The sequence below is a fragment of the Plantactinospora sp. BC1 genome (assembly GCF_003030345.1).
Lineage (GTDB): Bacteria > Actinomycetota > Actinomycetes > Mycobacteriales > Micromonosporaceae > Plantactinospora.
In genome coordinates this window covers 3,798,252-3,810,344 of sequence record NZ_CP028158.1, presented here as the reverse complement: position 1 = coordinate 3,810,344, position 12,093 = coordinate 3,798,252, and the positions used below count along the sequence as shown (strand labels likewise).

At 74.0% G+C, this 12,093-nt stretch carries 10 protein-coding genes; 8 read left to right on the top strand and 2 right to left on the bottom strand.

Features of this window, described 5'->3' with window-relative positions; all coding sequences use genetic code 11:
- Positions 1 to 4 precede the first annotated feature (4 nt).
- Entirely contained in the window at positions 5 to 523 is a 519-nt protein-coding gene (locus C6361_RS16460; protein WP_107270989.1) for a DinB family protein, read from the bottom strand.
- A gap of 24 nt (positions 524 to 547) precedes the next feature.
- Positions 548 to 2,311: an alkaline phosphatase D family protein gene (locus tag C6361_RS16455; RefSeq protein WP_107268257.1), complete on the bottom strand. Its 1,764-nt coding sequence runs from the start codon at positions 2,309 to 2,311 to the stop codon at positions 548 to 550.
- Between the two features lie 151 nt (positions 2,312 to 2,462).
- Between C6361_RS16455 and ftsY the strand changes: the two genes are divergently transcribed.
- From ftsY to C6361_RS16415, 8 genes are all read left to right on the top strand, one after another.
- Entirely contained in the window at positions 2,463 to 3,662 is a 1,200-nt protein-coding gene (gene ftsY, locus C6361_RS16450; protein ID WP_107268256.1) for a signal recognition particle-docking protein FtsY, read from the top strand.
- A gap of 89 nt (positions 3,663 to 3,751) precedes the next feature.
- Positions 3,752 to 4,540 (top strand): aminoglycoside phosphotransferase family protein, encoded by a 789-nt coding sequence (locus C6361_RS16445; RefSeq protein ID WP_101370291.1) that lies wholly within the window; start codon positions 3,752 to 3,754, stop codon positions 4,538 to 4,540.
- 230 nt (positions 4,541 to 4,770) lie between these two features.
- Positions 4,771 to 6,165 carry an ammonium transporter gene (locus C6361_RS16440; RefSeq protein ID WP_107268255.1) on the top strand — a complete coding sequence of 465 codons (1,395 nt, stop codon included), beginning with the start codon at positions 4,771 to 4,773 and terminating at the stop codon, positions 6,163 to 6,165.
- A gap of 25 nt (positions 6,166 to 6,190) precedes the next feature.
- A complete protein-coding gene (locus tag C6361_RS16435; protein WP_196205300.1) occupies positions 6,191 to 6,529 on the top strand; it encodes a P-II family nitrogen regulator in 339 nt (112 codons plus the stop codon).
- A gap of 12 nt (positions 6,530 to 6,541) precedes the next feature.
- Positions 6,542 to 8,974 carry a [protein-PII] uridylyltransferase gene (locus C6361_RS16430; protein WP_107268254.1) on the top strand — a complete coding sequence of 811 codons (2,433 nt, stop codon included), beginning with the start codon at positions 6,542 to 6,544 and terminating at the stop codon, positions 8,972 to 8,974.
- A gap of 95 nt (positions 8,975 to 9,069) precedes the next feature.
- Positions 9,070 to 10,002, top strand: coding sequence for an ABC transporter ATP-binding protein (locus tag C6361_RS16425; RefSeq protein ID WP_107268253.1), 933 nt, complete (start codon positions 9,070 to 9,072; stop codon positions 10,000 to 10,002).
- Complete coding sequence (locus tag C6361_RS16420; RefSeq protein ID WP_107268252.1) at positions 9,992 to 10,813, top strand: ABC transporter permease; 822 nt, start codon at positions 9,992 to 9,994, stop codon at positions 10,811 to 10,813. The genes C6361_RS16425 and C6361_RS16420 overlap by 11 nt, the downstream gene beginning before the upstream one ends.
- Positions 10,814 to 10,883: 70 nt before the next feature.
- Entirely contained in the window at positions 10,884 to 12,050 is a 1,167-nt protein-coding gene (locus C6361_RS16415) for a sensor histidine kinase (RefSeq protein ID WP_107258433.1), read from the top strand.
- Positions 12,051 to 12,093: the final 43 nt, after the last annotated feature.

Here is a 12,093-nt window from a genome sequence, read left to right as displayed (position 1 = left end):
GGGATCACTCGCCGGTGGTGCCGTCGAGGCGTTCCCGGATCAGGTCGGCGTGGCCGTTGTGCCGGGCGTACTCCTCGATCATGTGCAGGTAGACCCAGCGCAGGTTGATGTCGTTGCCGCGCGAGCTGACGAAGGTCTCGTCCAGGGCGCGGCCGGCGACGGTCTGCCGGGCCAGCTCGATCTCGTCCCGCAGGGTGTCGAGTTCGGTCGCCGGGTCCGCCTCGGCGACCTCCTGGAGGTCACGGTCCGGCTGCTCCGGGGTGTAGTACAGCCACGGTACGTCGAGCTTGGCGAACTGTTGGCGGAACCAGTACCGCTCGTTGTCGGCGCAGTGCCGGACCAGGCCGAGCAGGGTCAGTCCGGAGGGTTCGACGCTGGCGGTGCGGAGCTGCTCGGCGGTCAGCCCGGCGCACTTGGTCAGCAGGGTCTGCCGGTGGAAGTCGAGCCAGCCGTCGAGCATGGTGCGCTCGTCCGCGACCAGTGGTGCCTGCTGCCGGTCGACGTGGGGTGCGGTCCAGGTCATCGGCACATGATCGCATGGGGGTGGTCAGCGGGTGAGCGGGCGCCGGGCCACCGTGCGCAGGGTGCCGTCCGGCGCGGTGCCCTCGATGGTCACCTCGGCGGAGCGGCCCTCGTGCCGCAGCGTGCTGACCGCGTTGCCGAAGTACGGGCCGTCGAGCTTGCGCCAGCGCACCGGCGGGCGCCTGACCCCGGCCGTCCGGGCCAGCGCCCGGGCCGCCACCGACGGGCCGCGCCACCAGCCGAGCCGGAGCAGCGGGCGCATCGGCCCGGGGATCTGGTTGTGGATCGGCGAGCAGGTCAGCTGGTGTATCGGGGTGGTGGTCGGACCGCCCGGGAACCGGGCCCGGGCGACGTAGGAGTGGTGCACGTCGCCGGAGAGGACGCTGATCGACGCCGGTGGCGGGTACGCCGGTCCGGCACCCACCCGGTCGCCCGGCTGCCCGGTGGGCCCGCTGCCGAGCCGGGCGAAGACCTGGGCGAGCGCGTCGAACGACCGCCGGAACGCCGCCCAGTGCTCCAGGTCGAGCGCCCGGCGCAGCCCTTCGGCGAAGGCCGCCACCCGGGGCCGGTCCGAGTCGGCCAGCCGCTCGTTCCAGGACTCCAGGTGGTGGATGCCGGGCGGCAGCAGCCAGGGCAGCGACGAACCGACCACCAGGTGGTCGTACTCGCCGTGCACCTGGTCGGTGAACCAGGCCCACTCGGTCGGCGGCAGCATCGCCCGGTGTGTCGGGTCGAGTACCCGACTGCACCGGTTGTCCAGCACCACCAGCCGGGTACGGCCGACGTCCAGGGAGTAGCTCCACTGGTAGCGGCCGGGCGGGGCGGCCTCGGCCGGGGTCTCGCCCCGGCCCAGCGCGGCGTCGTAGCCGGTCGCCTCCGCGTCGACCCGGGTGCCGAACTCGCGCAGTACCGAGGTCGCGTCCTCGGCGGCGACGACCTTGGCGTAGACGGGGTCGGCCGCGATCTCGTCCGGTTCGAGGTTGCCGAGGTGCTGGTAGACCCAGTACGACGCGAGCCCGCTGGAGATCCGCTCCGACCACCACGGCTCGCGGTGCGTCTCGGTCCGCCACGGGTTCGAGGTGTTCCAGTCGTCGATGATCTCGTGGTCGTCGAAGATCATCACGCTGGGCACGGTGGAGAAGAGCCAGCGAATCTCCGGATCCCGCCACGACTCCAGATAGAGCTTGGTGTACTCGTCGAAGCTGACCACCTGGTCGGCGGGAGCGCCGGCACTGCGGTCACGGCGGCGGCGCAGCAGCTTGCGTACCGTCGGAGAGGTCTGGTCGGCGTAGACCTGGTCGCCGAGCAGCACCAGCAGGTCCGGCCAGTCGTCGGCGGCGTCCGCGGGCCCGCTCCGCTCGCCCGGCCGCCCGGCCGCGACCGACGCCATCAACCGCCGCGCGTACGCGTCGAGCGCGTCCGGCGGCAGCTTCCGGGCGGTGGAGTGCTGGGTGGTCTCCCGGCACGAACCGAAGACCAGCCGCGCCCCGAGGTCGTCGGCCGGACGGGTCCGGATCACACTCGGCGGGAACTTCGCCCCGGGCTCCGGCCAGACCTGCTCGCCGTCCAGGGAGACCTGGTAGGGCGCGGCCCGGCCCGGCTCCAGCCCCTCCACCACGACCAGCGCGTAGTGGTGGTCGAAGGCGCTGAAGGTGACCGCCTCGCCGGCCGCGCCGTCCGCAGTCTCGACCCGGACCAGGGCCGGAGCGCTGGTCTCCACCCAGACGGTGGCCCTGGAGCCGACCACCCGGCGCAGGACCGGGCCGATCAGGAGCCGGGCGGTGGACATGCGACGACCTCCGAGCGAGGGTAGGGGGTGGTGGACACCCGGTTGCCCGCGGTGCTTACCGGAGCTTCGCGGCGAGCCTACTCGGGTGTAACACCCGGGCACAGGTGCGGCGCCCGCGCCAACCCGTCCGGCGTCTGACAGGATCGCCGGTATGGACAACCTCGTCGTCATGCTGGTCGTGGCCGGCGTGCTGGTGCTCCTCGCGGTGGGCCTGATGGTCGGTCTGGTGGTGACCCGCCGAGGTGGCCGGGCCGCCCCGCCGCTGCCGCCGATCCCGCCCGCCCCGCCGGTGCCACCGGTGCCACCCAGCCCCACGGCGGCACCGCCGACAGACGTGCTGACCCCACCCGCCGAGGCGCCGCCGGCACCGACCGAGGTCGAGGCGCCGGTGGTGGTGGAGCGGCCGGAGCCGACCGCCGGGCGGATGGTCCGGTTGCGGGCCCGGCTCTCCCGGTCGCAGAACGTCTTCGGCAAGGGCCTGCTGAGCCTCCTCGCCCGGGACCATCTGGACGAGGAGGTCTGGGAGGAGATCGAGGACAGCCTGATCGGCGCCGACGTCGGGGTCGAGGCGACCCGGGAGATCGTCGACCGGCTGCGGGAGCGGACCGCGGTGCTGGGCACCCGCAGCGCGACCGAGCTGCGGGCGCTGCTCGCCGCCGAGCTGGTGGGGGTACTCGACCCGACGCTGGACCGGTCGCTGCGGGCGACCCGGGACGGTGCCACCCCGGCGGTACTGCTGGTGGTCGGGGTGAACGGCGCCGGCAAGACCACCACCTGCGGCAAGGTGGCCCGGGTGCTGATCGCCGACGGCCGTACGGTGCTGCTCGGCGCCGCCGACACGTTCCGGGCCGCCGCCGCCGAGCAGCTCACCACCTGGGCCGGCCGGGTCGGCGCCGAGGTGGTCCGGGGCCCCGAGGGGGCCGACCCGGCCAGCGTCGCCTTCGACGCGGTGCAGCGCGGCATCGAGGCGTCCGTCGACACCGTGCTGATCGACACCGCCGGCCGGTTGCAGAACAAGGTCGGCCTGATGGACGAGCTGGGCAAGATCAAGCGGGTGGTCTCCCGGCACGGCCCGGTGGACGAGACCCTGCTGGTGCTCGACGCCACCACCGGGCAGAACGGCCTGGAGCAGGCCCGGGTCTTCACCGAGGTGGTGGACGTCACCGGCGTGGTGCTGACCAAGCTCGACGGCACCGCCAAGGGCGGCATCGTGATCGCGGTACAGCGCAAGCTCGGCATCCCGGTGAAGCTGGTGGGGCTCGGCGAGGGCCCCGACGATCTTGCGCCGTTCGATCCGGCGCAGTTCGTCGACGCGCTCCTCGGCACCGAGCCACTTGGCGTGGACGCGTAATCTCGGGGGACTGATCGCAAACCCCGCCCCGCTCCCGGGCGCGGGCCTGGTGACGCTGTTCCAGCGCCGCTCCTTCAGGAGAGACGTACGTGACTTCGCAGGAGATCCCGCTGCACGGCGGGAACGTCAGCACCGTCGTGCGGGTGGGCGACACGGTCCGGCGCAACGCCGGGCCGTGGACCCCGTCGGTGCACGCCCTGCTCCGGCACCTGGAATACGTCGGCTTCACCGGCTCGCCCCGGGCCCTCGGGATGGACTCGCGCAACCGCGAGGTGCTGTCGTACCTGGAGGGGGAGTGCGGGGAGTACCCGCTCGCCCCGCACTGGGTCACCGACGAGGCGCTGGTCACCGTCGCCACCATGCTGCGGATGTTCCACGACGCGCAGTACGGCTTCCAGCCGCCGCCGAACGCGGTCTGGCGGTCGTTCGGGCCGCCGCCCCCGGACACCGAGGTGATCTGCCACCACGACGCCGCCCCGCACAACGTGATCTGGCGGCCGGACGGCACCCTGGCCTTGATCGACTTCGACCTCGCCTCGCCGGGCGCCCGGATCTACGACGTGGCGTACGCGGCCTGGACCTGGGTGCCGCTCTTCTCCGACCGGGACTCCTACACCCTCGGCTGGCAGCGGCCCAACCGGCCGCGCCGGCTGCGGCTCTTCGCCGACGCGTACGGGCTGATCCCCCGGGACCGGCACCGGCTGGTCCGGACCATCCGGAAGCGGATCGTCGACCACGTGGAGGGGATCCGCCGGATGGCGGCGGCCGGTGACCCGGCGTTCGTCCGGATCGTGCACAAGGGGCACCTGCGGCGCCCGATGCGCGATCTGCGGCTGCTCGACTACGAACGGCACACCCTGGAGTACGCGCTCCGGTAGCGGTTGTCGCTGTCCGTACATCGACGGTGGGCTATTCGGCTGGTATGCCCCTGTCCGTTCCATCGATAGTGCGAGCTTCTTCACACGTTGGAAACAACCCGTGACGCCGTGGAAACCGGGCGGGCACCACGCGTGAAACCTCCAGCCAGGAAGCTTCCGCGCAACCGGCGTACGGGCGATGCTGCCTTTCGTGGGCCGGGAAGGAGGGTAACCAACTTTAGGAGGCCAGCGTGCCTGAAGCACCGACGATCGACTCCGGCAACACCGTGTGGCTGCTGGTGTCGACGGCGCTCGTGTTGCTCATGACGCCCGGTCTGGCGCTGTTCTACGGCGGCCTGAACCGGTCCAAGGGCGTGCTCAACATGATGATGATGAGCTTCTCCGCGATCGGGCTCATCTCTGTTCTGTGGTGGTTCTACGGTTTCAGCGTGGCGTTCGGCACCGACGTGAACGGCTTCTGGGGCGACCCGGCGCAGTATCTCGGCACCAAGACCTTCCTCGCCGAGACGGACCTGTGGGGTGCGACGGCCGAGAACCCGAGCGGCATCGGTGTCCCGCTCTACGTCTTCATGGCGTTCCAGATGGTCTTCGCGGTGATCACCGTCGCGCTGATCAGCGGCGCCATCTCCGACCGGGCCAGGTTCGCCGGCTGGCTGCTCTTCGCGTTCGGCTGGGCGACCCTGGTGTACTTCCCGGTCGCGCACTGGGTCTGGGGCGGCGGCATCATCGGCGGTGACATCCACGCGCTGGACTTCGCCGGTGGCACGGCGGTGCACATCAACGCCGGTGCGGCCGCGCTCGGTGTCGCGCTGGTGCTCGGCAGGCGGCTCGGCTGGCCCCGGGAGGTCATGAAGCCGCACAACATCCCGCTGGTGGCCCTCGGCGCCGGCCTGCTCTGGTTCGGCTGGTTCGGCTTCAACGCCGGTTCGGAGCTGACCGTCGACTCGGTCGCCGGCCTGGCCTTCATCAACACCCAGCTCGCCACCGCCGCCGCCGTACTCGGCTGGATCGTGGTCGAGTGGATCAAGGGTGGGAAGCCGACCCTGGTCGGTGCCTCCTCCGGCGCCATCGCCGGCCTGGTGGCGATCACGCCGGCCTGTGGTTTCATCGCCCCCTGGGCGGCGGTACTGCTCGGCCTGGTCGCCGGTGCGGTCTGCGCGCTCGCGGTCAGCCTGAAGTACAAGCTCGGCTACGACGACTCCCTCGACGTGGTCGGCGTGCACTTCGTCGGCGGCTGGATCGGCTCGCTCTGGCTCGGCCTCTTCGCCACCAACAGCGTCAACGGCGCGATCACCGACGTGGTGGGTGCCTCCGACGGCCTCTTCTACGGCGGCGGGGCGACCCAGCTCGGCCGGCAGGCCCTGGCCGGCCTGATCGTCACCGTCTGGTCCTTCGGCATCGCCTGGCTGCTGGCCTTCGCGATCGAGAAGTCCATCGGCTTCCGGGTCTCCCAGGAGGCCGAGGTCGACAGCATCGACATCGCGGAGCACGCGGAGAGCGGGTACGACCTCTCCACGGCCTCCGGCAGCGGCGGCGCCTTCGCGATGGCCGGAATCGGTACGCCGAACAGCAGCACCCCGGCGGCCGAGCCCGCCGCCCCGGTCAGCGAGAAGGTCGCCGGCTAACGTTTCTGCGATGGAGGGGTTGGATATGAAGCTGGTGACCGCGGTCATCAAGCCGTACCAGCTGGACGCGGTGAAGGAGGCGCTGCACGCCCTGGGCGTGGCCGGCCTGACCGTCAGCGAGGTCCAGGGGTACGGACGGCAGAAGGGCCACACGGAGGTGTACCGGGGTGCCGAGTACACCGTCGAGTTCCTGCCGAAGATCAGGGTCGAGGTGCTGACCGACGAGATCGACGTCGACAAGGTGGTTGACGCGGTGGTCACCGCCGCCCGGACCGGCAAGATCGGTGACGGGAAGGTCTGGGTGACCGGCGTCGAGGACGTCATCCGGGTCCGTACCGGCGAGCGCGGCCTCGACGCGCTCTAGGCGACCGTCACGATGACCAGGGGACCCGCGCCGACGACCACCGGTCAGCTCGACCCGAGGCCCCTGGTCGTCCCCGGCATCGGCGCCGCCGCCCGCGAGCAGCGGGCGGCGGCGCTGGACGCCTGGCTGACCGGGCTGCTCGCCGCCGGGCTACGGGAGACGGCCGGCGGTCGGGGCGGCGCGGATCCGACCACCGTCGAGGGGGTCGCCCTGGTCGCGGTCGGCGGACTCGGCCGCCGGCAGTGCGCACCCTGCGGCGACCTCGACCTGGTCCTGCTGCACTCCGGGGTGCCCGGGATGGACGAGCTGGCCGCCGCGCTCTGGTATCCGATCTGGGACGCCCGGCTCGGCCTCGACCACTCGGTACGGACCATTCCCGAGGCGCTCTCCGTCGCACACGACGACGTCAAGGTCGCACTCGGCCTGCTCGACGCCCGGCACGTCGCCGGGGACGGGGAACTCGCCGCCCGGCTGGTCGACGCCGCCGCCGACCAGTGGCGGCGGACCGCCGTACGCGCGCTGCCGGCGCTGCGCGAGATCACCGCGACCCGCTGGCAGGCGCACGGCGAACTGGCGTTCCTGCTGGAGGGCGACCTGAAGGAGGCGGCCGGCGGCCTGCGGGACGTGGCGCTGCTCCGGGCCATCGCCTTCGCCGGGATCAGCGACGCGCTCCGCCCGGCGGTCCGGGCCGCGCACCTGCGGATGCTGGACACCCGGGACGCCCTGCACACCTCGGTCGGCCGCCGCGTCGACCGGCTGCTCGCCCAGGAGCGGGCCGGCGTGGCCGGCCTGCTCGGGCTGCGCCAACTCCGGCCCGGCACCGTCGGCCCCGCCCCTCGACAGCTTCCCCCCGACGGCGACGGTCCGGCCGACGGCGGGGACGCCGCCGGGGACACTGCCGGAGACGGCGAAGAGGCGGCGCGGGCCGTCGCCGAGCCCGGCGACGCGCTGCTGCGCCAGGTCGCCGGGGACGCCCGGACCATCAGCCACGCCCTGGACGACGCCTGGCGGGCCGCCGACCGGCTCCGCTCCGGGCGGCGCCGGGGCGCCGACGGCCGGCCGCTGCGCCGCCCGGTCGCCCGGGACGTGGTGGAGCAGGACGGCGAACTGGTCCTCGCCCGGACCGCCATCGGGGCCCGTCCCGACCCGAGCCTGTCGCTGCGGGTCGCCGCCGCCGCGGCCAGCGCCCGACTGCCGATCGCCCGGGCCACCTGCGAATGGCTCGCCGCGTACTGCCCACCGCTGCCGACGCCCTGGCCGCCGGCCGCCCGGACGGCGCTGATCACCCTGCTCGGTGCCGGCCCGGGGCTGGTCGGCACCTGGGAGACCTGCGACCGGTACGGCCTGGTCGACGGGTGGCTGCCGGAGTGGCCCCGGATGCGCAGCCTGCCGCAGCACAACCCGGTACACCGCTACACGCTGGACCGGCACCTGGTGCAGGCCGCCGCCGAGGCGACCGGGTACGCCCGCGAGGTGGACCGGCCCGACCTGCTGCTGCTCGCCGCCTTCCTGCACGACGTCGGCAAGGGGCTCGGCGGGGACCACAGCGTGGTCGGGGCGCCGATCGCGGCCCGGATCGCCGCCCGGATCGGGCTGCCGCCGGCCGAGGTCGACCTGATCGAGCGGCTGGTCCGGCTGCACCTGCTGCTGCCCGAGGTGGCGACCCGGCGGGACCTCGCCGATCCGGTCACCATCGCCCGGGTGGCCGAGGCGGTCCGGGACACCGGCACGCTGAGCCTGCTGCACGCGCTGGCCCGGGCCGACGCGCGCGCGACCGGGCCGGCCGCCTGGTCGGACTGGAAGGCCCGGCTGATCGCCGAACTGGTCCGCCGGGTGCACACCAGGCTCGACACCGGCCGGCTTCCCGAGCCGCCGACCCCGGACCCGGCGCTGGTGGCGGGGCCGCTGCCGGCCGTACACCTGGAAGGGGAGCGGGTGGCGGTGGCCGCGGCGGACCGGCGGGGCCTGCTCACCGCGGTCGCCGGCTGCCTGGCCCTGCACCGGCTGGAGGTGCTCGCCGCCGACGCCAGCATGGTCGGCGAGACCGCCCTGGTCGAGTTCCTGGTCCAGCCGCGCTACGGCACCCCGCCCGACCCGGTCGCGCTCGCCGCCGACCTGCGGCGGGCGGTCACCGGGGACGTCTCGGTGACCCAGCGGCTGCGCGGGCGCGCGCTGGCGGCCCGGGGCGGCGGGTCGCCGCCCCGGGTGGTCTGGCACCGGGCCGCCGCCACCGACGCCGTGGTGCTGGAGCTGCGGGCCGCCGACGCCGGCGGGCTGCTCTACCGGGTCAGCAGCGCGCTCGACGAGGCCGGCGCCCAGGTGCGGGCGGCCCGGATCTCCACCCTCGGCGGTGACGTCGTCGACGCCTTCTACCTGGTCGGGAGCTGGCCCGACCAGGCCGAGCGGGACCGGGTCGAGGCAGCCGTGCTCGCCGCCGCCGGCTGACCGGCGCCGGGCCGGTCGACTACGTCAGCGGGCGTAGCCGGAAGGCCGCCCGGCGGGCGACGCCGCCGGCCCCGCCGGGCGGGATCGTCGGGGGCATGACGGAAACGCCACCCAGCCCGGCCGGACCGCCGCATCCGGTGCGGACCAGCGGGCTGACCAAGCGGTACGGCGACCTCGTCGCCGTCGACGCGCTCGACCTCACCGTGTTGCGCGGCGAGGTGTACGGGTTCCTCGGCCCGAACGGCGCCGGCAAGACCAGTACCCTGCGGATGCTGCTCGGCCTCGTCCGGCCCACCGCCGGCACGGTCCGGCTCTTCGGCCGGCCACCCGGCGCCCCCGGCCAACTCGCCCGGGTCGGCGCGCTGATCGAGGGGCCGGCCTGCTACCCCCACCTCTCCGGCCGGGACAACCTGCGGGTGCTGGCCCGGCTCACCGGTACCCCGCCGATCCGGATCCGGACCGTGCTGGAACTCGTCGACCTGGCCGACCGGGCCGGCGACCGGTACGCCAGCTACTCGCTCGGGATGAAGCAGCGGCTCGGGGTCGCCGCCGCGCTGCTGAAGGATCCCCGGCTGCTGATCCTGGACGAGCCGACGAACGGGCTCGACCCGGCCGGGATGGCGGACATGCGGGCCCTGATCCGCCGGCTCGCGGCGGCCGGCTGCACCGTACTGCTCTCCAGCCACCTGCTCGGCGAGGTGCAGCAGGTCTGTGACCGGGTCGGCGTGGTGTCCCGGGGCCGGCTGGTCGCCGAGAGCACGGTCGCGCAGCTGCGCGGTACGGCCGGCCTGCGGGTCCTGGCCGAGCCGCTGGGCGGTGCCGAGGAGCGGGTACGGGCACTGCTCGGCCCCGACCGGGTGCGGGTGGTCGACGGCGGGCTGGACCTGTCGGTCGACCCGGACCGGGCCGCCTGGCTCAACACCGAGCTGGTCGGCGCCGGAGTGGCGGTACGCGAACTGCGTCCGCTGGAACGTGACCTGGAGCAGGTGTTCTTCGAACTGACCGGAGGGACCGACCATGTGGGCTAGCTGTGCGGCGGAGGCGGTCAAGCTGCTCCGCCGACCGGGGACCTGGCTGCTGCTCGCCGTGGCGGTCGTACTCAGCCTGGTCTTCACCTATCTCGTCCCGTACGCCGCCTACGCCGACGGTTCCGCCGGGGTGCGCAGCGACCGGGCGCTCGACGCGCTGCTGCCGGCCCGGCTGGTCGGCAACTCGATCGGCGGACTGCCGGTCTTCCTCGGCGCGATCTGCCTGATCCTGGCGGTGCTCACCGTCGGCAGCGAGTACGCCTGGGGAACCTGGAAGACCCTGCTCACCCAGGGGCCGTCCCGGCTGTCGGTATATCTGGGCAAGCTGCTGGTGCTGGCCGCCGCGACCCTGGTGCTGGTGCTGACCCTCTTCGCGGTCGGCGCGCTGACCAGCCTGCTGATCGCGGTGGCGCAGGCGCAGCCGGTGCACTGGCCGGCGGTCGGTGACGTCGCGGTCGGGATCGGCGCCGGCTGGCTGATCAGCATGGTCTGGGCCGGCTTCGGGGTGCTGCTGGCGGTGCTGCTGCGCGGGGTGGCGCTGCCGATCGGGCTCGGCCTGGTCTGGCTGCTCGCCGTGCAGAACCTGCTGGCCGGCGTCGCCGCGCCGATCCTGGCCTGGGTGGCGGAACTCCAGAAGGGGCTGCCCGGCCCGAACGCGGGGGCGTTGGCGGCGGCGCTCGGTGCCGGCCCGGAGACGCCCGGTGTCGCCGCCGTCGTCGGCGGTGGCCAGGCGGCGGTCGTCCTCGCCGGGTACCTGCTCGGCTTCGTCCTGCTGGCCGGGGCGTACCTGCACCGCCGGGACATCCTCTGAGCATTCGACGGGCGTGCCGACGGTTGCACGGCCGCCAGACAGGGGTGCCGGCATGACATCCTCGGCACAGATGGCGACGCGGGGACGGGAGGCGGACGGCGGGCTGCGCCGGGCCGACGGGCGGTGGAGCAGCCTGCTGGCCGACGCCGCGCTCGCGCTGGTGCTGCTGCTCGTCGGGTACGTCGGCACCCGCGCCGCGGCGCAGAACTTCCCGCACGCCGCCCCGGTCGACGGCTGGGCCGACCTTTTGGTCACGGTGGCGGCGCTGGCGCTGGTGGTACGCCGCCGCTGGCCGCTGGTCACGTTGGCGTTCGGCACCGTGGCCGCCTCGGCGTACCTGGTGGCCGGCTATCCGTACGGGCCGATCCTGTTCTCGTTCTTCGTCGCGGTCTACACCGTCGCCCGGCACTTGCCGATCCGCCGGGCGGTGCTCGGCTGCACCCCGGCCCTGGCGGCGGTACTGGTGCACGTCTTCGTCTCCCTGCGCGAACCGGTGGGGCTGTCCGGTCTGCTGCCGGGCGCGGCGTGGATCGTCGTACCGTTCGCGGTGGGGGTCACGGTGCGCAACAACCGGGAGGCCGCCGCCCGGGACCGGATCGAGCAGGCCCGCCGGCTCGCCGACGACGAGCGGCTGCGGATCGCCCAGGAGGTGCACGACGTGGTCGGGCACGGCCTGGCCGCGATCAACATGCAGGCCGAGATCGCCCTGCACCTGCTGGCGAAGCGCCCGGAGCAGGCGGAGACGGCGTTGACGGCGATCAGCCGGACCAGCCGGGAGGCGCTGGACGAGCTTCGGGTCACCCTCTCGGTGGTCCGCCGGGACGCCGCCGTCGACCGCGCGCCGGTGCCCGGACTGGACCAGGTGGCGGCGCTGACCGCCCGGCTGCGCCAGACCGGGCTGACGGTCACCCTGGAGTGCGAGGGCGACCGTCGGCCGCTGCCGGTGGCGGTCGACCTGGCCGCGTACCGGGTGGTGCAGGAGTCGCTGACGAACGTGTTGCGGCACGCCGGCACCGCCGCCGCGACGGTCCGGATCGGGTACCTGCCGGACGAGGTGACGGTGGAGGTGGTCGACACCGGGCACGGCGGTTCGGGGGCGGCCGGTCCGGGCGAGGGGCACGGGCTGACCGGGATGCGGGAGCGGATCGACGCGCTCGGCGGCGCGCTGGAGGTCGGGCCGCGTCCCGGCGGCGGGTTCCGGGTCTTCGCCCGGCTGCCCGCGCGGGCACGGGACTGACCGGGGGAGCGGCGATGACGGGGGAGCGGCGATGACCGGAGAG

Coding starts and splice junctions, on each gene's coding strand:
- C6361_RS16420 (WP_107268252.1), top strand. CDS start 9,992: ATGTGGGCTAGCTGTGCGGCGGAGGCGGTCAAGCTGCTCCGCCGACCG.
- C6361_RS16455 (WP_107268257.1), bottom strand. CDS start 2,311: ATGTCCACCGCCCGGCTCCTGATCGGCCCGGTCCTGCGCCGGGTGGTC.
- C6361_RS16430 (WP_107268254.1), top strand. CDS start 6,542: ATGACCAGGGGACCCGCGCCGACGACCACCGGTCAGCTCGACCCGAGG.
- C6361_RS16460 (WP_107270989.1), bottom strand. CDS start 523: ATGACCTGGACCGCACCCCACGTCGACCGGCAGCAGGCACCACTGGTC.
- ftsY (WP_107268256.1), top strand. CDS start 2,463: ATGGACAACCTCGTCGTCATGCTGGTCGTGGCCGGCGTGCTGGTGCTC.
- C6361_RS16425 (WP_107268253.1), top strand. CDS start 9,070: ATGACGGAAACGCCACCCAGCCCGGCCGGACCGCCGCATCCGGTGCGG.
- C6361_RS16435 (WP_196205300.1), top strand. CDS start 6,191: ATGAAGCTGGTGACCGCGGTCATCAAGCCGTACCAGCTGGACGCGGTG.
- C6361_RS16415 (WP_107258433.1), top strand. CDS start 10,884: ATGGCGACGCGGGGACGGGAGGCGGACGGCGGGCTGCGCCGGGCCGAC.